At 52.0% G+C, this 20,661-nt stretch carries 17 protein-coding genes; 12 read left to right on the forward strand and 5 right to left on the reverse strand.

Features of this window, described 5'->3' with window-relative positions; all coding sequences use genetic code 11:
- Positions 1–6: 6 nt before the first annotated feature.
- Positions 7–1,365 (reverse strand): TrkH family potassium uptake protein, encoded by a 1,359-nt coding sequence (locus NST23_RS04320; RefSeq protein WP_122966278.1) that lies wholly within the window; start codon positions 1,363–1,365, stop codon positions 7–9.
- 454 nt (positions 1,366–1,819) lie between these two features.
- On the opposite strand from NST23_RS04320, the gene NST23_RS04325 reads away from it, so the two are divergent.
- Both NST23_RS04325 and NST23_RS04330 read left to right on the forward strand, forming a co-directional pair.
- Entirely contained in the window at positions 1,820–3,571 is a 1,752-nt protein-coding gene (locus NST23_RS04325) for an ABC transporter ATP-binding protein (protein ID WP_340963200.1), read from the forward strand.
- A gap of 4 nt (positions 3,572–3,575) precedes the next feature.
- Positions 3,576–5,630 carry an ABC transporter ATP-binding protein gene (locus NST23_RS04330; protein ID WP_173598675.1) on the forward strand — a complete coding sequence of 685 codons (2,055 nt, stop codon included), beginning with the start codon at positions 3,576–3,578 and terminating at the stop codon, positions 5,628–5,630.
- Between the two features lie 101 nt (positions 5,631–5,731).
- On the opposite strand, the gene NST23_RS04335 is transcribed toward NST23_RS04330, so the two are convergent.
- A complete protein-coding gene (locus tag NST23_RS04335; protein ID WP_122966275.1) occupies positions 5,732–6,562 on the reverse strand; it encodes an undecaprenyl-diphosphate phosphatase in 831 nt (276 codons plus the stop codon).
- A gap of 283 nt (positions 6,563–6,845) precedes the next feature.
- Here NST23_RS04335 and NST23_RS04340 point away from each other — a divergent pair, with 283 nt between their 5' ends.
- The 3 genes from NST23_RS04340 to NST23_RS04350 all read left to right on the forward strand — a co-directional run bounded on the left by NST23_RS04340 (position 6,846) and on the right by NST23_RS04350 (position 8,905).
- The gene (locus tag NST23_RS04340; protein WP_122966274.1) at positions 6,846–7,172 is read left to right on the forward strand and encodes a DUF1904 family protein; all 327 of its coding nucleotides are present in this window, start codon (positions 6,846–6,848) and stop codon (positions 7,170–7,172) included.
- A gap of 193 nt (positions 7,173–7,365) precedes the next feature.
- The gene (locus NST23_RS04345; RefSeq protein ID WP_340963203.1) at positions 7,366–7,938 is read left to right on the forward strand and encodes an RNA polymerase sigma factor; all 573 of its coding nucleotides are present in this window, start codon (positions 7,366–7,368) and stop codon (positions 7,936–7,938) included.
- Positions 7,916–8,905, forward strand: coding sequence for a DUF4367 domain-containing protein (locus NST23_RS04350; protein WP_340963205.1), 990 nt, complete (start codon positions 7,916–7,918; stop codon positions 8,903–8,905). The genes NST23_RS04345 and NST23_RS04350 overlap by 23 nt, the downstream gene beginning before the upstream one ends.
- Positions 8,906–8,931: 26 nt before the next feature.
- Here NST23_RS04350 and NST23_RS04355 read toward each other — a convergent pair whose 3' ends face one another.
- Positions 8,932–9,861: a DMT family transporter gene (locus NST23_RS04355; protein ID WP_122966272.1), complete on the reverse strand. Its 930-nt coding sequence runs from the start codon at positions 9,859–9,861 to the stop codon at positions 8,932–8,934.
- 113 nt (positions 9,862–9,974) lie between these two features.
- Between NST23_RS04355 and NST23_RS04360 the strand changes: the two genes are divergently transcribed.
- Positions 9,975–11,408, forward strand: coding sequence for an aminotransferase-like domain-containing protein (locus NST23_RS04360; RefSeq protein ID WP_122966271.1), 1,434 nt, complete (start codon positions 9,975–9,977; stop codon positions 11,406–11,408).
- A gap of 69 nt (positions 11,409–11,477) precedes the next feature.
- Here the strand turns inward: NST23_RS04360 and rluF are convergent, their stop codons facing one another.
- Positions 11,478–12,167: a 23S rRNA pseudouridine(2604) synthase RluF gene (gene rluF / locus NST23_RS04365; RefSeq protein ID WP_274874890.1), complete on the reverse strand. Its 690-nt coding sequence runs from the start codon at positions 12,165–12,167 to the stop codon at positions 11,478–11,480.
- Complete coding sequence (locus tag NST23_RS04370) at positions 12,157–12,828, reverse strand: MOSC domain-containing protein (protein WP_122966269.1); 672 nt, start codon at positions 12,826–12,828, stop codon at positions 12,157–12,159. The genes rluF and NST23_RS04370 overlap by 11 nt, the downstream gene beginning before the upstream one ends.
- A gap of 144 nt (positions 12,829–12,972) precedes the next feature.
- Between NST23_RS04370 and NST23_RS04375 the strand changes: the two genes are divergently transcribed.
- From NST23_RS04375 to NST23_RS04400, 6 genes are all read left to right on the forward strand, one after another.
- Positions 12,973–14,421 carry a nicotinate phosphoribosyltransferase gene (locus NST23_RS04375; RefSeq protein ID WP_340963207.1) on the forward strand — a complete coding sequence of 483 codons (1,449 nt, stop codon included), beginning with the start codon at positions 12,973–12,975 and terminating at the stop codon, positions 14,419–14,421.
- A 180-nt stretch (positions 14,422–14,601) separates the two neighbouring features.
- Positions 14,602–15,861, forward strand: coding sequence for a Glu/Leu/Phe/Val family dehydrogenase (locus tag NST23_RS04380; protein WP_274874891.1), 1,260 nt, complete (start codon positions 14,602–14,604; stop codon positions 15,859–15,861).
- A 302-nt stretch (positions 15,862–16,163) separates the two neighbouring features.
- The gene (metA, locus tag NST23_RS04385) at positions 16,164–17,078 is read left to right on the forward strand and encodes a homoserine O-acetyltransferase MetA (RefSeq protein WP_274874892.1); all 915 of its coding nucleotides are present in this window, start codon (positions 16,164–16,166) and stop codon (positions 17,076–17,078) included.
- Positions 17,079–17,212: 134 nt separating this feature from the next.
- Positions 17,213–18,397: an ROK family transcriptional regulator gene (locus NST23_RS04390; protein ID WP_217022488.1), complete on the forward strand. Its 1,185-nt coding sequence runs from the start codon at positions 17,213–17,215 to the stop codon at positions 18,395–18,397.
- 94 nt (positions 18,398–18,491) lie between these two features.
- Complete coding sequence (locus NST23_RS04395; RefSeq protein ID WP_340963210.1) at positions 18,492–19,628, forward strand: Ig-like domain-containing protein; 1,137 nt, start codon at positions 18,492–18,494, stop codon at positions 19,626–19,628.
- A 115-nt stretch (positions 19,629–19,743) separates the two neighbouring features.
- Complete coding sequence (locus tag NST23_RS04400; protein ID WP_122966265.1) at positions 19,744–20,628, forward strand: LysR family transcriptional regulator; 885 nt, start codon at positions 19,744–19,746, stop codon at positions 20,626–20,628.
- The last annotated feature ends 33 nt before the right edge of the window (positions 20,629–20,661 follow it).

Here is a 20,661-nt window from a genome sequence, read left to right on the forward strand (position 1 = left end):
AGTTGCTTACTGCCCGATGATGATCCGTTCTTTTGGATGGTGATAGCGTGCGATGCGGTCATCGCGCTTTAAGAACAGCAGCAGGTTGATAATGCCGACCCGCCCGATCATCATGATGATAATCAGAATCAGCTTGCCCGGCGCTCCCAGTTGGGTCGTGATTCCGGTAGACAGCCCGGTCGTACCAAACGCCGAGCAGACCTCGAACAAAATGTGCTGGAACGGCAAGTCTTCCAGCCAGACAAGCATGATGACGGCCATAAACACCAGGACGATGGCGATGAAAAAGACGACGAACGACCGCATGATGTCTTCATCGACCAGTTCCCGTCCGAATACTTTCACGTCCTTGTAGCCGCGCATGTTTGCGAAAACGGTTGCGATCAGCACGAAAAACGTCGTCGTCCGAATCCCGCCGCCCACGCTGCTCGGCGAGGCACCGATGAACATCATCGCAGACAGCATGATGAGCGTCGGCGTGGAAAACAGGCTGATTTCCGTAGTAGACAAGCCGCCGCTTCGCGAGGAAACCGAGTGGAACAAGGAGTAGAACAACGATTCATCCCACGATTTGTCGGCGAGAAAATGCTGCCGTTCAAAAACGTAGATGAGCACAGCGCCGATGACAATCAAGGAAAAGAAGGTCAGCGTAGTAATTTTCGTAAACAGGGAAAAGGTGAAGCGTGCTTTGGCACGGCGATAAGAAAAATACGTGCGCAGCTCGACGAGTACCGGGAAGCCGATCGCCCCGCAAATAATCAGCAGCATGACGATGGTCTGAACGATGTAGTCGTGCGTAAAGCCGAGCAGGGAATTGCCGTGCAGATCGAAGCCCGCGTTGGTAAAAGCGCTGACGGAGGCAAAGTAGCCGTGGTAAAACGCGTCGTACCAATCGGTGTAATAACCGGCGATCATAAAGTGGCTCCCCAAAAGGATCGTGCCGATCAACTCGATGATCAGTGCCATGACGAGAATGTTGCGCATCAGGTCGACAAGCCCGGACAACGTGGAGCGGTTGTGGTCCGTCGCGATCCAGATACGCTGCTCCAGACCGATTTGCTTGCCCAGCAGCATCCAGAAAAACGTGCCCAACGTCATGATCCCGATCCCGCCGACCTGAAACAGCAAGGTCAAAAACAAAATGCCCCACTGGTTGAACACCTCGTGAATCGTGATCACGGTCAACCCGGTCACGCTGATGGCGCTCGCAGCCGTAAACAGCGAATCGATGTACGAGAGCGAGATTCCGGGGTTATGGAAAAACGGCAAGCAGAGCAGCAACGACGAGACCAGAATCAGCGCGACATAGGAAAACACGATGATTTGTACGGAAGTCAAGCGACGTTTTTGATTGGAAGATAACAAAATAAATGGCCTCCTGAATAAACTTCATGAAGGTAATCATACCAAAAAAAGATTGCGAGCAAAAATGCCCGTTGTTGACATTTTCATGATTTTTGCGGAGGAGACGGTTTTATCCATCCAAAAATATTTGTTGACAATTCAGGCAAATCGGTGATAAAGTTCAGAATGTATTAATTGGAAATCGAAAAATGTTAAGAAAGGTGGGTCTGTCATGAAACGCAGTGTAATGAAGCAAATGAACAACTGCATACATGACGTAACCCCTCCTTTGATGCAAGCTATGTAGTTTTTCCCTAACTCCATCAAATGGCGCAGGTTACTGTCTTTGTAGCCTGCGCTTTTTTATTTGATTCTTTTTGGTCGGATAAAAAGGCATGTTGCCCCTTGTGGCGATATGCCTTTTTTCGCCTCCAAAAGGAGAAAACCCGGTTGAGACGAGAGGAGAGAGCGGCAGATGTTTTCGGTTTTAACAAAGCTGGACTGGTTTTTCAAGGAGCATTGGAAACGCTACACAACAGCGATTCTGCTGCTGATTTTGGGTGGCATCATGGAAATTATTCCGCCAAAAATTATCGGAGTGGCGATCGACGAAATGCAGCTGGGCACGTTGACGGGGGAGCGGCTGTGGAGCATCCTGCTGTTTTATATCGTTCTTGCTATCGTGACGTACCTCATCAACTTCGTGTGGATTTGCAAGCTGTTCGGCGGGGCTTTTCTGGCCGAGCGAACGCTTCGTTCCAAGCTGATGACCCATTTTTTGCGCATGACCCCGACTTTTTATCAGCGCAATCGCACAGGCGACCTGATGGCACGGGCGACGAACGATCTGAAGGCCGTCTCGATGACGACGGGCTTCGGCATTCTCACCTTGGTTGATTCGGCCAGCTTCACGGGTGTAATTATTTTGACGATGGGCATTTTTATTAGCTGGAAGCTGACGCTGGCTGCCATTTTGCCCTTGCCGATCATGGCGTATGCGATCAATCAGTACGGCAAAAAAATTCACGAGCGCTTTTCCAAGGCGCAAGACTCTTTTGGCGAGCTGAATGACCGGGTGCTGGAATCAGTCGCGGGCGTCAGGGTCGTTCGGGCCTATGTGCAGGAGACGGCGGATCAGGAGCGCTTTTCGAACAAAACGCGGGAAGTGTTTCAAAAAAATATGGAGGTCGCCAAAGTCGACTCGCTGATTGAGCCGACTGTGAAAATACTGGTTGGCATCAGCTACATGATCGGGCTGATCTACGGCGGCTATCTCGTTTTCCGGCAGGAGCTGACACTGGGAGAGCTGGTTTCGTTCAACGTGTACCTGGGGATGTTGATTTGGCCGATGTTTGCGATTGGCGAGCTGATCAACGTCTTGCAGCGGGGGAGCGCCTCGCTGGATCGCGTGAACGAGACATTGGCGTACGAAGCCGATGTGACCGATCACGCGCAGCCGGCAAGGCTTGCCAAACCGGAGGCGATTCGTTTTGAGCAAGTGAGCTTTCGCTATCCGGGAACGGTACAAGATCAGTTGAAGAACATTTCGTTTACTCTGAACCGTTCCCAGACACTCGGCATTGTCGGGCGAACCGGAAGTGGCAAATCGACGCTGCTCCGGCAGCTGCTCCGGGAATTTCCGCTGGGGCAAGGCGCAATCACCATCAACCAAATTCCGCTGGCGCAGATTGAGCTGGACAATATCAAAAGCTGGATCGGCTACGTGCCGCAGGAGCAGATCTTGTTTTCCAGGTCCGTGCGGGAAAATGTGATGTTCGGCAAGCAGGACGCTACCGAAGAGCAACTGCAAGAAGCACTGAAGCTGGCAGCGTTCGCGAAAGACGTTCAGTTTTTGCCGGAGGGACTCGACACGCTGGTAGGCGAAAAAGGCGTGGCACTGTCCGGCGGTCAAAAGCAGCGGGTGTCCATCGCGCGGGCGTTGATGACCGACCCGGAGATTTTGATTCTCGATGATGCGATGTCAGCCGTAGACGGCAAGACAGAAGCCGAGATGATCGCCAACATTCGCCGCGAGAGGGCAGGCAAGACCACCTTGATTGCCACGCATCGCCTGTCCGCTGTTGCCCATGCCGACTGGATTCTCGTCATGGATGAGGGAAAAGTCGTCGAAGAAGGGACGCATGAGCAGCTTTTGGCCCGGGGCGGTTGGTATAAAGAGCAGTTTGAGAAGCAGCAAATCGAAGCGCAGTTGACAGAAGGCGGGTGAACGGATGAGCACGGGAAAAAGGTTGTTGCACTATGCATTGCTGTTTAAAAGGACGATTTTGCTTGCACTTTTGATGCTGTCAGTTGCCGTAGGCGCAGAGCTGACAGGGCCGTTTTTGGCGAAAAAAATGATCGACACGCATATTTTGGGGATCGAGTTTCCTTGGTATGAGACAGAGCAGCGCTCCGATTCCGTTTTGTACCGGGAGAAATGGTATACACGGCAAGATCACCTGGCAGAAGGAGAGCGCACAGGACAGGAAGTGCGGGTGTTGCAAGTAGGGCGGGACTACTACTTTCTCGAACAGCCGCTTGCCTTTGACGGCCAGCGCACGATAGCGGATGGAAAGCTGACGATTCAGAGCGGTTCCCGGCAAGCGGTCTATCCGGTGTTGCCGCTCAGCAATCAGGAGCTGTTCGGATTCTTTCGACCGGAGACGAGCGGTCTGCTTGTTTTGGCTGCTGCTTATCTCGGTTTGCTGGTGGTCGCGGGTCTGTTCCATTACGGGCAAAAAATCTTGCTGCAAAAATCGGCCAATCTGGTCATCCGCAAGCTGCGAGTCGATGTATTTGCCCATATCCAGCGGCTGCCGATTACGTATTTTGACAATTTGCCTGCGGGAAAAATCGTGGCGCGTGTGACGAATGACACGGAAGCGATTCGCGAGCTGTTTGCCAACGTGCTCGCGTCCTTTTTCACCAGCGGCATTTACTTGATCGGAATATTCGTGGCGCTGTTTTTGCTCGATGTCAGGCTCGCCCTCGTCTGTTTGCTGATTTTGCCGATTATGGCCGTATGGATTGTGTATTATCGCAAACGAGCCTCTGCCTTCAACCATGTGATCCGGGCGAGGATCAGCGACATTAACGGCATGATCAACGAATCGATTCAAGGGATGCCGATCATCCAGGCGTTTCGCAGAGAAAAAAAGACGATGCAAGAATTTGGCGAATTGAACGAGGAGCTGTTTTCGTATCAAAACAAAATGTTGCGCCTCAACGCTACGGCTTCCTTTAACCTGGTGCAACTGGTGCGCAATGCGGCGTTTGTGCTGTTTATCTGGTACTTCGGCGGAGCGTCTCTTGGCGTGGGCACGCTGTTTTCGCTCGGCGTCCTCTACGCATTCGTCGATTACCTCAATCGCCTGTTCCAGCCGATTACTCAAATCGTGAATCAACTGGCGAACTTCGAGCAGTCGCTGGTTGCGGCACAGCGGGTTTTCGAGCTGCTGGATGAGAAAGGGATCGAGGTCGATACAGGCACAATCCCGTGCTATGAGGGCAGCGTCCGGTTCGACGACGTCTCCTTTGCCTACCAGGATGACCAGTACGTGCTGAAAAACATCTCGTTCGAGGCATGGCCGGGCGAAACGGTGGCACTGGTCGGCCACACAGGATCGGGGAAAAGCTCGATCATCAACTTGCTGTTCCGCTTCTATGACGCCAGCCGCGGAACGATCTCGATCGACGGGCGCAACGTCCTCGATTTGCCCAAGCAGCAAATTCGCCAGCATATGGCGATCGTGTTGCAGGACCCGTTTTTGTTTACCGGGACAATCCGCTCCAACGTAAGTCTCGATGATCCGGACATTACTGCGGAAAAAGTGGAGAAAGCGCTCCGGGACGTCGGAGCAGATCAACTGCTGCGCACATTGCCGCGCGGTTTTGATGAGCCAGTCATTGAAAAAGGGAGCACGCTCTCGCTGGGGCAGCGTCAGCTGATTTCTTTTGCCAGAGCGTTGGCGTTCGACCCGGCGATTCTCGTCCTGGATGAAGCGACGGCGAGCATTGACACGGAGACAGAAGGCATCATTCAAAACGCCCTGGAAGTGCTGAAAAAAGGACGCACGACCTTTATCATCGCGCACCGATTGTCCACGATCAAAAACGCCGATCAGATTCTTGTGCTGGATCGGGGCAGAATTGTCGAGCGGGGCAGGCACGATGAATTGATGGAGAAACGCGGCAAGTATTATCAGATGTATCAGTTGCAGCACGGTCAAAAGGAAACGCAGCCGCTGGTTGCCAACGCTGCGCGTTTGGACAGTTCGCCAGCTTGAGGAAAAGAAAAAGCTGCCTTGCCGGAAGCCCCCCTGTTGTGTCCAGCTTTCAGGGGGCGCTTCAACGGCCAAAGGCAGCTTTTTTATTTGGATGGCGACCTCTACATAATAAAGAAGTAGATGACAGCAGCCAGTGCGATGCGATACAGGGCAAACGGCACGAGTTTGATCCGGTTGATCAGCTTCAGGAAGAAGCGGATCGCAAGCAAGGCAAACAAGAAGGCGCTGATGAATCCGACGATGAAAAATGGCAAGGAGTCGGCAGTGATGTATTGCCAGTGCTTCAACAGCGACAAAAAGCTGGCGCCAGCCATGACGGGAACCGCCATGATGAAAGTAAAGTCGGATGCGGCTCTGTGGCTGAGACCGAGAAGCACGCCGCCGGAAATCGTCGATCCGGAGCGGGAGAAGCCGGGCCAGAGCGCGATGCATTGAAACAGTCCGATGAAGAACGCTTGCTTGTACGTCATTTGGTCAACAGTGGTTACTTTCGGACGTCCCGGTCTGAACCAGTCGGCTGCGATCATCAAGAGGGCACCTGCGACAAGCCCGATCAGCACGGTATTGATCGAAAAGAGGTATTCGTCGATATAGTCTTCAAAAATCAGTCCGAGTACAGCTGCCGGCAGCAGCCCCACAATGACTTGCGAGAGACGGAGCTTGTGCCCGGGGCCGTTGCCATCTGGCGACATTTTTTTCAATCCGAGCAAACTGAGAAAACGGTCTTTGAACACGATCACAGCCGCCAAAATCGAGCCGAGCTGGATGACGACTTTAAAGGTATTCGCTACTTCCGAAGAAAACAGTTCTTTGGAGTGAAGCAACGTATCGTCCACAATAATCATATGCCCGGTAGAAGACACGGGGGCAAATTCAGTCAAGCCTTCGACAAGCCCGAGCACGAAGGCTACGAAAATATTCCAAAAATCCATATGTACTGTACTCACCTTTCTGATTGGCGTGCTTTATGTTTATGCTCTTATAGACATGGTCAAGATGCCTATCTTATTGTGGCGATAATGTAACAGCGATGTCAATAGCAACATTCTTTGTGCAAAGAGCCTTGATTAACATTTTGGGACAAATCGTAAACGTTTCATTTCGTTTTTGAAAAGGTTTGTTGCCGCTTTGTAAAAACTCGGGACAGACTACTCATTTTCCTTGCCGAACGGTATGATAGAAGAAATCGCTTTTTGACCAACAGGAGGTTCAAGCATGCCACATCTCATCGTTCGCGGCATACAAGCCGAGCAAATGGCGACGATCAGCGAGCTGCTGACAGAGGAGCTTGCCGCTTTATGCCAATGCGGTACCGACAATTTTACAATCGAATGCTTGCAGACGACAGGCGTTTTTGGCGGGAAAGTAGTAGAGTCTTTTCCGTTTATCGAGATTGGCTGGTTTGAGCGCGGACAAGAAACGCGCGACCAGTTTGCTAGGATTGTGACCCGGCATGTTCTCTCGCTCGGCATTCCGGAAGTCGAGATGGCTTTTGTCCCTTATCAAAAAGAAAGCTACTATGCCAACGGCGAGCATTTTTAGGAAGCTGACAGCCGCTGTCGATTTCCCGGGAAAGAAATGACAGATTCGACAAGAGAAGAGCAAACACAGTTGCAAAAGGGCGCTTCATCCGAGAGTACGAGACGGATGAAGCGCCCTTTTTTTCTACTCTCAAAAAATTCATGTCACAAACAAGAGATCCCGATTGTTATTCATAGGGAAGGGAGGCAGGAGTGTGGAGAAAGCGCAAATCGAATATTTGCTCCAGGAGATCAAAACGGGTGCGATGGAGCAATTCGAAGTTATTATCGATCATTATCAACAGCCGATCTTTGCCTACTGCTATCACATGCTAGGCCATCGGCAGGATGCGGAAGATGCTGTACAAGAAATTTTGTTTCGCGCCTATGAGCGGCTGGAGCAATACACTTACTCGCTGTCTTTTTCAGCGTGGATTTATAAAATCTCATTTAACCATTGCGCCAATGTGCTCAAGCGCAGAAAGCTGGCTCGCGTGCTGCCCTTTTTGTACAGCGGCGAGCAGCAGGGGCGAAATTTTGTCGAGGAAAAAATCGACCACGACTATTTGGGAGAACCGTTGGAGCGTATTTGGTCGAAGCTGACGGCGGAAGAGCGGACACTTCTGTATTTGCGGGTGCTGGAGGAAAAAGATTACGAGGAAATAGCTGTCTTGCTGGACAAAAAGCCGGCAGCTTTGCGCAAGCAATTCGAACGTCTGCTGAAAAAATGCAAGCGCTATTTTCCGGCGATGGGAGGGGTGGCAAATGATGGGCGACAATCCGTATAAACAACTGCACGAGCTTTTAGCCGCCAAGCCAGTCCCGAAAGTCGATGTGAAACAGAAAGTGATGGCTGCCATCGCAGCGAAAAAAATCGAGGAGGACAAAAAGGTGAAGAAAAAAATCGGGGTGTTGCTGACGATTGGCTTGTTGGCGGGAGCCTCGTCTGTATGGGCGGGCATGGAAGTCATCCAGTTGAAGAACGAAAAAGGCGAAGTCGTGATGGAAATGGATACGGGGAAAGGAACAGAGATTACATCGAAGACAGAAGGACTTCCTGTGGAGATGCAAAATGAATTGGCACAAGCAGAAGCGGATGCCGAGCGCAGGAGCAACATCATCAACGAGATTCTTGACCAGCTCAAGCCGGGAACGTCAGCCGCGATTTACTGGCTGCCGAAAAATGAGAAAAAGGACGAAAACGCAGAAGTGATTTCCTTGCGCGATCCGAACGTAGATGTCTTTTACAAGGCGATCACCTACACATCGCTTGCGGAGCTGGAACAAAAACTCGCGGATAAACGGTTCGCACTCCCGACCGAGCTGAACGGCGCTTTCCGCTTCGAATCAGGGGAAATCGAGTATAAGCCAAGCGACAAGTACGATGTGGCGGTGATGAAGGCAGAAGCGATCAAGAACAAGAAAGAATACGTCGTCAAGGAAATTCCGACCTCTGACAAGTTTGACTATGTGCATGTCGCCTACAGAGGCGCAAAGGGCGGGATCACCGTCGAAGTCCGCCAGGCAGAGCTTGGAGCAAAGACTGGCTCCAATGCGACTGGGGTAGAAAAAGTGATGCTTGGCAAAAACGAAGCTGCTCTGATGACGTACAAAGAGGACAACCAGCCCGATTTTCACTGGATCGTATGGATAAAAAACGGGAGCGATCTGGAGTACAGCGTTCGCGCCAAGGCCACGACGGTTTCCAAGGAAGAGCTGATCAAGCTTGCCAAACAATTGAACGAGCATAAGTAAAAAAAAGCCCAACAAAGGCCGTGAAGCTACTTTGTTGGGCTTTCTGCGTGTTCCAGCGGCGCTTTTTTGCTGACAAGCTGCTTTAGCGCGTTCAAATTAATCATGACGATTCCGGCGATGATCGCCAAGCCTCCAGCCAAGGAAGACAGGTGAAGCGGCTCCTGGTAAAGAACGGCACCAAGCGTCAGTGCAATCAGCGGCGATATATACAGCCAAGTGGATGGGAAGAGCGGATTGGTTTTTGCCACGAGCCAGTAAAAGATCGAATGTCCCATCATCGAGCCGACGAAGATCAGGTAAAGCAGCGAGAACACAGCCTGGGACGAAAACAGAAACTCCGTGTGCACTTGCTCGGTAAAAGCGGAGATCACAAGCAGCAGAACACCTCCGTACATCATCTGGGCGGCATTTAACGTAATGGGCGAGACGTCCTTGAACTGTTGGGAGACGCGCCGGGAGTAGACCGCACCTGCGGAATAAAACAGCTGTCCAACCAGGACGGCGACGCAGCCCGCGATCCAGAGCACGCTGAAAGAAAAAGTCAGACCGGGCAACAGCAGCAGCGTGACCCCTGCCAAGCCTGCCAGACAGCCAGCCCAGGAGATGGCGGACAGCTTTTGACGCGAAAGCCGGGTTTGCAAAAGCATGACCAGCAATGGGGCGGTAGCGGATAAGACTGCCGCGATGCCAGAGCTTATATGCTGTTCTGCCCAGTATAAGGTGGCAAACGTGCCGAAGGTCAGGCACAATCCCGTGAGCAGCATTTCTTTTCGCAACAAAAGGGAGACGCGGGCCTGCTTTTTCCAGACCATGAAGGCAAACAAGATCAGTCCCGCGAGAAAAAAGCGGATGCCTGCCGAGAAAAAGGGTGGCGCTCCGGCATCTACCCCTACTTTGATGGCTAAAAATGTCGTCCCGAAGATCAAGCACATCACGATATAATTGACGAGTACCATATGGTGATTCCTCCTTTTCCCCATCATAAAGGGAGAGGAATAGAACAGATGAAATCGAATAGAACAGTTGAAGAAAAGTGACGTTACAATTGCAGGGGAGGGGGCTGGCCGGGATGAAAAGAGAAGGTTTGTCAAGCGTGCACGCCGACAAGCTGTTTGAACAAGTGTACGATTACGTGCTGGACGGAATCAGACGCAAAGACTGGAAGGAACACGAAAAGCTCCCTTCTGTGCGGGCACTGGCCCTGAAGCTGGATGTGCACCGCCTGACGGTTTTCAAGGCGTATCAGCTGCTCAAGCAAAAAGGCTATGTCTACGTCAAAGATAAATCCGGCTATTTCGTTCAGCCGGGCGGCATGCTGGCGACGGCCTCGCTGCATGACCCGATTGTGTCTGCTTATGTGCAGAGGAGCCACCTTTCGGAAATTCACCAGGTCCAGGCGACCTATCAGTTTTCCAAAGCGCTGATTGACCCGAATCTCCTGCCCAATCTGTACTTCTCGGAATACGTGAAAAAAGTGTTCGACCTGTATCCGAAAGTGCTCGGCACGTATTCCACTACCCAAGGAGACGAGGAACTGCGGGAGGCTTTGTGCCGCTATTACACGGAACGGTTTCGCTTTTACTTGACCCCGCAAGAGCTGATGGTCACGTCCGGGTCGCAGGAAGCGATTGATTTGATTGCGCGTGTGCTGGTCAAGCCAAGAGACGTAGTTTTGCTGGAGCGGCCCACGTACAGTCCGGCCATCGACGTCTTTTTGCGCCAGGGAGCGAACATTCTGGCGGTGGAGATCACTCAGCACGGCTACGATCTGGAGCAGGTCGAACAACTGATGCGGACGCACAAGCCGCGTCTGTTCTATCTCAATCCGACTTTCCACAATCCTACGGGGTTTACGGTTCCACTTGCACAGCGCAAGCGGCTGGTAGAGCTGGCGGAGATGTATCAGTGTCTCTTGATCGAGGATGATCCGTGCCGCGATCTTTACTTTGGGAAAGAGCCGCCTTTGCCGATGTTTGCCTACGACACGTCCGGGTATGTCATCTATTTGCGCAGCTTTAGCAAATATGTCGCTCCTGGACTCGGCATCGGGACGATCGCCTGCCGTCCTTCGCTGATGGCGTATTTGCTCAGCGCCAAAGCGTTGTCGGACAGCGGGACGCCGCTCTTGAACCAAAAAATATTTTTGCACTATTTCTTCTCGGAGCGGATGCAGCAGCATTTGCTGAAGCTGCGCACGGCATTGGCAGTGCGCAAAGACATTATGGAGGAGGAGTTGGCCGCAACAGACTGGGAATGGAGCAGTCCGACAGGCGGCTTCAACTTGTGGATCAGGCTGCCGGATTCCACGCCGATGGAAAAGCTGCTCGGCCAATGCATCGAGCAATCGATTACGTTTGTGCCCGGCATCATTTGCGATCCGCAAAGGGAGCTTGCCTCGTGGATTCGCCTCAGCTTTTCCTATCTGAATGAACAGCAGCTGCGCGAGGGGATCAGGCGGTTTGTCAGCGAGGTTCGTTCTCTGACGGCGCAGGCTGAGGAATAGAGCGTGAAAAAAACAGACCCCTGCAACGGAGTCTGTTTTTGGTTTTTTTCGCCGTTCGGCAAACAGCAATCAGGAAAGATTTTTGTTCAGTTCCTTCAGCTCTTCGCTGGTCAAGTTGCGCCATTGCCCGATCTTCAAATTGCCCAGTCTGATGTTCATGATGCGGACGCGTTGCAGCTGCCGCACCTGATAGCCGAATGCCTGGCACATGCGCCTGATTTGTCGGTTCAAGCCTTGGGTGAGAACGATATTGAAGACGCGCTCGTTTACTTTGGTGACTTTGCAAGGCTTGGTTACCGTGCCGAGTATGCGCACGCCGTTTGCCATTCCGTGCAAAAAGTTGGCGGTCACAGGCTTGTCGACAGTGACGATGTATTCTTTTTCGTGATTGTTTTCCGCGCGCAAAATTTTGTTGACGATGTCGCCGTCATTGGTAAGCAGGATGAGTCCCTGCGAGTCTTTGTCCAGTCTGCCAATGGGAAAAATGCGCTCCGGGTGGTTGACGAAATCGACGATGTTTCCTTTGACGTGTAGCTCTGTAGTGCACGTGATGCCGACAGGCTTGTTCAGGGCGATGTAGACGTGCTTTTTCTTCGCGCCGAGCGGATTGCCATCGATGCGCACATCGTCGCCAGGCGAGACGGTGCTCCCTAGCTCGGCAACGAGGCCGTTGATTGTCACTCGTTTGGCATCGATCAGCTTGTCGGCCTCCCGCCGCGAACAGATGCCCGTTTCACTGATGAACTTGTTAATTCGCATGGACAGTTCCTTTCGCTAATTGCTGTTGTTTTTCTATGAGCTTCTTTTTCCACGGCAAAGACAGCTCCTCGATTTCCAGCATGGTAGAAATCGTTTCTTCCGAGAGCGACTGGTTGTGGAAGTACAAATGATGAATGGAGGCGACAGTCACTTGCTTGGGATGGGGAGTCAACAGAGTAATGGCTGAGTCCGGTTTGATCGTGCCTTCCTGCAAAACGCGGAAGAAGTAGCCCGTGTAGCCCGTCTCCACGACTGCCTTGAGCAAAAGATTGTTGTTGTTGCGCTTGTTGATGGTGGCACAAGGGTATCTGCCCTGCGACACTTGCAGGATGGTGTCTCCGATTTGATAAATATCTCCGATGCACACCTGTTCTTCTGTCATGTTGGACATAGTCAAATTCTCGCCGAAGGCCGATTGCGTCAAGCGTTGGCCGAATTTCTTTTCCCAATGGGCATAATGTTCAAAAGGATACGCGCACACGACGCGATCAGGCCCGCCGTGATAGGCGTGATTCGCTACGTCGTCTTCGTCGATTTTTGCAAAGCGGACAACCAGCTCGCTGGCTTCGTCTTTCCCGATTCCGGAGAGAAAGTCCTTGCCGTTGTAGCTCAAATTTTTCGGTAGCCCTTTACACAATGAAACGATTTTTTGGTCTGACATGCTCTTTTCCACTCCCGGTCGCACGTTTGGTTCTTTTCATTATTCCATACTATATCATATTTTTTCTAGGCTCCAAGGCAGATGGGCACCATGGGAAGGTTCTGGTATGATGTTGGAAAGGAATTGACAGGAGGCTTACGCGATATGCAATCATTTGGTGTGGCATTGCACACAGATAAATATCAGATCAACATGATGTACGCGCACTGGGTAAACGGAACGCACAATCAGAAGGTGGTCTTTGAAGCTTTTTTCCGCAAGCTGCCTTTTGGAAATGGCTACGCTGTTTCCGCTGGTCTGGAGCGAATCGTACACTATATTAAAAACTTGCGCTTTGAAGAAAGCGACCTGGACTATTTGCGTGAACAGGAAGAAAACTACAACCCGGCCTTTTTGGAGGAATTGCGCAACTTGCGTTTCCAAGGTTCGCTGTACTCCGTCAAGGAAGGGACGATGGTTTTCCCGAACGAGCCGCTGATCCGCGTGGAAGGACGCGTCATGGAGGCGCAATTGGTTGAAACCGCCCTGTTGAACTACATGAACTACCAGACACTGATCGCGACGAAAGCTTCCCGGATCAAAAACGTGGCGGGCGACGACGTGCTGATGGAATTTGGTACGAGACGGGCACAGGAAGCAGACGCTGCCCTGTGGGGAACGAGAGCGGCGTATTTGGCCGGATTTGACGCTACCTCCAATATGCTTGCGGGAAAAATGTTCGGCATCCCGACAAAAGGAACACACGCTCACTCCTGGGTGCAAAGCTTCGAGGATGAAGAAGAAGCATTCCAGCGCTTTGCCGACGCTCTGCCGAACCAGGTGACGCTGTTGGTGGATACATACGATACGCTGAAAAGCGGCGTCCCGCACGCGATATCGGTCGGGAAAAAGCTGGCGAAGGAAGGCAAAAAGCTGACAGCCGTGCGTCTGGACAGCGGAGACCTCGCTTACCTGTCCACCAAGACGCGGGAAATGCTGGACAAAGCCGGGCTGACCGATGTAAAAATCGTCGCCTCCAACGATCTGGATGAACATACGATCATGAACCTGAAAGTGCAAGGAGCCAAAGTCGACAGCTGGGGCGTAGGTACACAGCTGATCACGGCGGCAGATCAGCCGACGCTCGGCGGTGTGTACAAGCTGGTGGCGCGCGAGGACGCCAATGGCGTGTTCCAGCCGACGATCAAGATTTCCGGCAATCCGGAGAAAGTGACGACCCCTGGCATCAAGGATATGTACAGACTGATCGACCCCGACACGGGCAAGGCGATTGCCGATTACGTGTGCTTCCCGGAGGAAACGACGATTGCGCAAGGCGCACCTGTCCAGTTGTTGAATCCAAGCCATCCGTATTTGAACAAGCAATTGACCCGTTACCGGGCAGAAGCTTTGCTCATCCCGGTGTTTGTCGCCGGGGAGCTGGTGTATCAACTGCCGACGCTTGCAGAAATCCGCGAGTACCATCGTGAACAGCTCAAGCTGTTCTGGCCGGAATATTTGCGGATGCTCAACCCGGAGCATTACCGTTTGCATATTAGTGAAGACATGTGGGAAACAAAAACGAGGTTGATGAAAGCGTATTTGAAAAAATAGGAGCAGCCGCCCGGTGCAGCAAAACATGCATCGGGCTTTTTTTATTTTTGACGAAAATAACACAATAATGTGAAAACACAAAAAATAAATTGTCTGAATTTGGTCCTTTCGTATATAATGACTCCATTCATCCTTTAGCTCTGTGCCAGGGTGATGCACGATAGGTGGGGAGGATCAAGCATGCAAAAGACAGTAGAAAAAGAGAGTCTGAATCCATACGAGATTGTTCAGAAGCAAATCGATGCAGCCGCGGCGTTGCTTCGTTTGCCGCGCGAAGCCGTCGAAATCTTGAAAAGACCCAAGCGAGTGCTTGCCGTCCATTTTCCCGTCAAAATGGACGATGGCAGCGTCCGCGTTTTTGAAGGGTACCGTTCCCAGCACAACGATGCGGTGGGGCCAACCAAAGGGGGCATTCGCTTTCATCCTGACGTCACGATGGATGAAGTAAAAGCGCTCTCCATGTGGATGTCGTTCAAATGTGGAGTGGTCGGTCTGCCCTATGGAGGCGGAAAAGGCGGCGTTATCTGCGATCCGCACGAACTGAGCCGAGGCGAGCTGGAGAGAGTGAGCCGCGGTTTCATGGAAGCAATCGCAGACATCGTCGGACCGGATACAGATATCCCTGCGCCGGATGTGTATACGACACCGCAAATCATGGGCTGGATGATGGATACATACAGCCGATTGAAGGGCGCTTATTCGCCAGGCGTCATTACGGGCAAGCCGCTTGCAGTGGGCGGGTCAAAAGGCAGAAACGAAGCGACGGCTCGCGGTTGCGTCTTCACGATTTTGGAGGCGTTGAAAGACTCTGGCCGCAAGCCACAGGAGACGACCGTAGCCATTCAAGGGTACGGAAACGCAGGCAGGATCGCGGCAAGGCTGTTGACTGAGCTTGGCTTCCGGATCGTCGCCGTGAGCGATTCGCGCGGTGGCATCTACCGCGAAAAAGGACTGGATATCCCGAAAGTCGGACAATGCAAAGATGCGTCCACGATTTTGGATTATCCGGGCGCTACCGTGATCAGCAATGAACAGCTGCTGGAGCTGGAAGTGGACATTTTGATTCCTGCCGCCCTGGAAAATGTGATTACAGCGGCAAATGCGAGTCAGATTCGGGCCAAGTGGATTGCAGAAGCGGCCAACGGCCCAACTACCCCTGATGCCGATGCGGTTTTGCGCGAAAAAGGAGTCGTGGTCATTCCCGATATTTTGGCGAATGCAGGCGGTGTGACGGTTTCCTACTTCGAGTGGGTGCAAAACTTGATGAATTACTACTGGTCCGAGCAGGAAGTAAACGACAAGCTGCAAACGGCCATGGTCAACGCTTATCGCGCGGTGGCGGAGCTGGCGGACCAGTACAAAGTCGACCTGCGCACAGGAGCGTACATGATCTCGCTTTTGCGCATTACGGAAGCGATGGAGGCACGCGGCTGGATTTGACAAGTGGGCATACGGAACCGAAGCAGCCTCTCGCATGTTTTTTGGCGGGAGGTTTTTTCGTTCCATCCCGTTGCAGAAAAAGACCTGCTATTTTTCCTGGAATAAAGGTATAATGATTTGACGAAAAAGTTGCACAATATTAAAACATATATAAGCTCGTTACATGTGCCGCTTTCCTGTGTTTCCCACGCGCGATTTTTCCATGTCGCTTCTGGTTCAAGCAGGAAGCCAAGTATTTTTGGCGAATTAGTCGGATTATTGTTTTTCTACCTGTTTTGCAAAGAATGGAAAGGGGGATCTTTATGCCAATCAAACTGCCCGACGAGCTTCCAGCGGTGGAAGTGCTGGCCCGCGAAAATATTTTTGTGATGAAGGAGAGCCGTGCGTTTACACAAGACATTCGGCCGCTGCGAATCGTCATCCTGAACCTGATGCCCGTGAAGGAAACAACGGAAACACAGTTGCTTCGCCTCCTGGGGAATACTCCCCTACAGGTGGAAATCGTTCTGCTGCACATGTCCAGCCATACATCCAAAAACACATCGGAAGAGCATCTGTCGATGTTTTATAAAACGTTTGAGGAGATCAAGGACCAATACTTTGACGGCATGGTGATTACAGGCGCGCCTGTCGAGCAGCTCGACTTTACGGAAGTGACGTATTGGGAGGAAATGAAGACTATCCTCGACTGGAAGCTGACAAACGTGACTTCGACCTTGCATATTTGTTGGGGAGCGCAGGCCGGACTTTATCACCACTTTGGCGTACCGAAGCATCCTTTGCCGGAAAAAATGTTCGGGATTTTCCCTCATACCTTGAACAAGAAAAATGTGAAGCTGTTCCGCGGCTTTGACAATTACTTTTACATTCCCCATTCGCGTCATACGGAAAACCGCCGGGAGGACATCGAGAAGGTGGCCGAGCTGGAGATTTTGTCCGAGTCCAGGGAAGCGGGAGTGTATGCGGTCGCGACGAAGGACGGCAAACAAATTTTCGTGACGGGTCATTCCGAGTACGATCCTACCACGTTGCAGGACGAGTACGAGCGGGATGTGAACAAGGGGCTGGACATCACTGTTCCGCGCAATTACTATCCCGGAGATGATCCGAGTCAGGAGCCGATCGTCACCTGGCGTGCCCATGCCAATCTGATGTTCTCCAACTGGCTGAACTATTACGTCTACCAGGAGACGCCGTACGACCTGAACAACAAGTGACACACGCACAACCATCCGAGAAATCGGGTGGTTTTTTATCAGTTGACGTAGTAGTGACTGACAGGTAGTGTGAGGGTAATAATCAAGGAAAAGCCAGCGGCATCTCATATACAAGCAAGGTGGGAGTTTCTGTGATGAAAAAAATCGTGAAACAGGACCAGGATGTTATCAAGCAGCACAACAAGCTGATGATTCTCGATATTATCAAAAAGCAGCGGCCGATCTCCCGGGCCGAGATCACGAAAATTACGAGAATGAGCGCGACCTCGATCGGCCGTTTTGTCAGCGAGCTGTGCGAGGAGGGCGTAATTCGGGAGACGGAGCTGACATCGTCCGGCGTCGGCAGGAAGGCGATCATGCTCGACATTGAGCCAGGCGCGATCTATACGATTGGGGTCGACATCGAGAAAAAGCGGATCAGCTTCGGGATGATGGACTTCAGCGAGACGATCATCGCCCATCACCGCGTAGAACACAAGGCGTTGGCAGGGACGCCGGAGGAGACGGCAGCCCTGATTTGCCAGGAAATTCGCGGGATGATTGAGCAGCAGGGCGTACCAGCAGAAAAAGTAATCGGAGTAGGCATCGGCGTGCCTGGCGTGATCAACTACGAGCGGGGAGTCGTCGAGCTTTCCTCTACGTTGGGCTGGAAGGACGTAGCTTTTGCTGGCTTGATCGAAAAAGAGCTGGGCATCAAGACGGTAATTGACAATGACTTGAAGGTCAAAATCCTCGCCGAATATTTGTACGGCTCGGCAAAAGGCTCGAACAAGACAGCCCTGATCGGCATCGGGACAGGCATCGGCTCTTCTTTGATCATCAACGGCGAAGTGTTTCGCGGCGGCTCGAACAGTGCGGGCGAACTGGGACATACAACGCTCGATCCGAACGGCAACTTGTGCGAGTGCGGCAAGCGAGGCTGCCTGCAAACGTATATCGATGAAAACGCGCTGATTCTCGAAGCGCGGCGGGTCAAGGAAGTGGCAGACGTCCGTGAGGTATTTGCCGCTGCGAGAGACGGGGAGCGCTGGGCGAAGGAGATCGTTTCCCGCACAGCGCTGTACATCGGGATCACGATCAACAATATCGTCTGCATGTACAATCCCGATACGGTCATTCTCAGCGGCGACCTGGTGGAAAATTACCGCGAGATTGTCGAGCTGGTCGAGGAGCATAGCGACCAAGTCATCTGGGAGCCATTTCGCGGGAAATTCCGGGTGATTCCATCCGAACTGAGAGGAACGGCGATCGTCATGGGAGCAGGTGCTCTGGCGATGCAGCACTTTGCGCCACTCGCAGGAACGTGGGGCGAAGACTAGAGCAACATTGGCCAAAAAACATTTATCAACCCTCTCTAATATGCCGATATAGTAAATAGTGGAAAATAGATATAGAGAAGAAGGAGAGAAAACCGTGGCGAAGAAAAGCACGTACATGCACGGCTGGCAAAAGGTTTTGTTGACGTTTGCCCTGACAGTCGGAACGATTCTTTCCGGCGTAAGTCCTGTAACTGAGATGGCAAAAGCAGAGACAACAGCCAACCAGACCAAGAAACTGTCGAAGCTGACGATCAAGGACAAGACGGTCCGGTTGAAAAAAGACGGTATACAGCAGCTGAGCGTGATCGCGCAATATGCGGACAAGACGACGGAAGATGTGACGCACAAAGCGGAGTGGTCCACGTCCAATAGCAGCATCGTGGCGGTAGAAGCGGGACTTTTGCGAGCGACAGGCAGCGGAACGGCAAAAGTAAAAGCCAGCTACGGCGGCAAATTCGTAACTGTGACGACAGAAGTAGAAGTGATCACGAAGCTCGTTGCCGACCAGAAAAAGCTTGTGTTAAAATCGGGAGCTGCCAAGCAAATCGCGGCAACCGCTACGTATTCGGACAAGTCGACAGCGAATATAACGACAGGGGCAGAATGGACAAGCGCCGATCCACAGATCGCGACAGTGGCCAACGGACTGGTGACGGCTATCTCCTCCGGCAAAACGAAAATCAAAGTAGTATACGGTGGCAAAAACGTGGTCATTCCGGTAGAGGTAGACATCGTTTCCACGCTGGAAGCCGATCAGAAAAAGCTGTATACACGCCCTGGCTTCTCGCAGGCGGTCAAACTCACAGCTGTAATGAGCAACAAAGAAAAGACAGACGTCACAAGCAAAGCGAAGTGGGCGTCTGACAACGTGAAGGTAGCAACGGTCGAAAACGGTGTGGTCACTGTTACCGGATCAGGCAAAGCCAAAATTACCGCTACTTACGGCGGGAAGACTATCGCGATTCCGGTCGAGGCTGCGGTTATCTCCCGACTGGAGCTAAGCGCAAAACAGCTTCAAATGAAAGTCAACGAATCCAAGGATGTGCAAGTGGCTGCCATCTACTCGGACAAGACGAAGGCCAATGTAACGGCTGAAGCGGAATGGATGAGCGCAGACAAGCGCGTGGTAACTGTGGCAGGAGGCAAGCTTACAGCTCTTGCAGCAGGCCGCACGACGATTGTCGCTACATACGGCGGCAAGATGCTGACGGTTCAGGTCACTGTAAAATAAAGCAGGCAAAGCAGCCAGGGCGCCAAGCGCGTCCTGGTTTTTTTCATGGATTCGCCACCTGTGGTAAGCTGTACATAAACAAGGATCGAACGAACGGATCGCGTGGAGGCAGCGGATGGATATTCGACAACTGCAATACTTTGTGGAAGTAGCCAAACAAAGAAATTTTACAAAAGCAGCCAATGCCCTTCACGTCTCTCAGCCATCTATCAGCAAGATGATGAAGGCGCTGGAGGAGGAGCTTGGCGTCGTTTTGCTGGATCGCTCGGAGCGGAAAATGGAGCTGACCGAGGCGGGAGAGCTGGTGTACGGCTATGCGACAAAAGTGCTTCAACTGATGGAAGGCATGTCCTCGTCCATAGCCGAGATTCGCAATGTCGAGCGTGGGCGGGTAAAAATGGGCATGATGCCGACGGTAGGCTCCTTTTTGCTGCCAAATGTCATCGCCCTGTTCAAAAAACAATATCCGGGCATCGATATCGAAATGAAGGAGTACAGTGCGAAGCTGCTGGAAGTTCAGGTGGAGCAGGGAAGTGTCGATCTCGGACTGACCGTTTTGCCGACAGATGCGGAGAAATTTGCCGCTGTCCCATTAGTGTCCGAAGACGTCGTCGCGATTGCTCATCAAAAGCATTGGCTGGCGGGGATGGATGAGGTGAATTTGGCGCAGTTGAAAGACGAGGACTTTATTTTGTTCACCGAGGAGTACGCCATTCATGATGTGGTTCGCCAGGCGTGCATGAAGAGCGGCTTTGAACCGAAAGTGGCGTATATGAGTTCCCTGTGGGATTTTGTCGGGGAAATGGTAGCGACACAGCTGGGGATTTCCTTGCTGCCCCGTTCGATTGTGAGACGCCTGAACAATAGCCAGCTGCATACAGTGAACATCGCTTCGCCCGTGATTGATTGGCAATACGCCTTGATCTATCGGAAAGACAGCTATTTGTCCCATGCGACACGGGCTTTTATCGACTTCGTGAAGCAGCATTTATCACCATAACCAAATGGAATAGAAATCATGATATATATGTAT

The organism is Brevibacillus sp. FSL K6-0770 (genome assembly GCF_038000275.1).
Lineage (GTDB): Bacteria > Bacillota > Bacilli > Brevibacillales > Brevibacillaceae > Brevibacillus > Brevibacillus parabrevis.

Coding starts and splice junctions, on each gene's coding strand:
- rluF (WP_274874890.1), bottom strand. CDS start 12,167: ATGCGAATTAACAAGTTCATCAGTGAAACGGGCATCTGTTCGCGGCGG.
- NST23_RS04360 (WP_122966271.1), top strand. CDS start 9,975: ATGAAAAGAGAAGGTTTGTCAAGCGTGCACGCCGACAAGCTGTTTGAA.
- NST23_RS04330 (WP_173598675.1), top strand. CDS start 3,576: ATGAGCACGGGAAAAAGGTTGTTGCACTATGCATTGCTGTTTAAAAGG.
- NST23_RS04340 (WP_122966274.1), top strand. CDS start 6,846: ATGCCACATCTCATCGTTCGCGGCATACAAGCCGAGCAAATGGCGACG.
- NST23_RS04375 (WP_340963207.1), top strand. CDS start 12,973: ATGCAATCATTTGGTGTGGCATTGCACACAGATAAATATCAGATCAAC.
- NST23_RS04390 (WP_217022488.1), top strand. CDS start 17,213: ATGAAAAAAATCGTGAAACAGGACCAGGATGTTATCAAGCAGCACAAC.
- NST23_RS04325 (WP_340963200.1), top strand. CDS start 1,820: ATGTTTTCGGTTTTAACAAAGCTGGACTGGTTTTTCAAGGAGCATTGG.
- NST23_RS04335 (WP_122966275.1), bottom strand. CDS start 6,562: ATGGATTTTTGGAATATTTTCGTAGCCTTCGTGCTCGGGCTTGTCGAA.
- NST23_RS04350 (WP_340963205.1), top strand. CDS start 7,916: ATGATGGGCGACAATCCGTATAAACAACTGCACGAGCTTTTAGCCGCC.
- NST23_RS04400 (WP_122966265.1), top strand. CDS start 19,744: ATGGATATTCGACAACTGCAATACTTTGTGGAAGTAGCCAAACAAAGA.
- metA (WP_274874892.1), top strand. CDS start 16,164: ATGCCAATCAAACTGCCCGACGAGCTTCCAGCGGTGGAAGTGCTGGCC.
- NST23_RS04355 (WP_122966272.1), bottom strand. CDS start 9,861: ATGGTACTCGTCAATTATATCGTGATGTGCTTGATCTTCGGGACGACA.
- NST23_RS04380 (WP_274874891.1), top strand. CDS start 14,602: ATGCAAAAGACAGTAGAAAAAGAGAGTCTGAATCCATACGAGATTGTT.
- NST23_RS04370 (WP_122966269.1), bottom strand. CDS start 12,828: ATGTCAGACCAAAAAATCGTTTCATTGTGTAAAGGGCTACCGAAAAAT.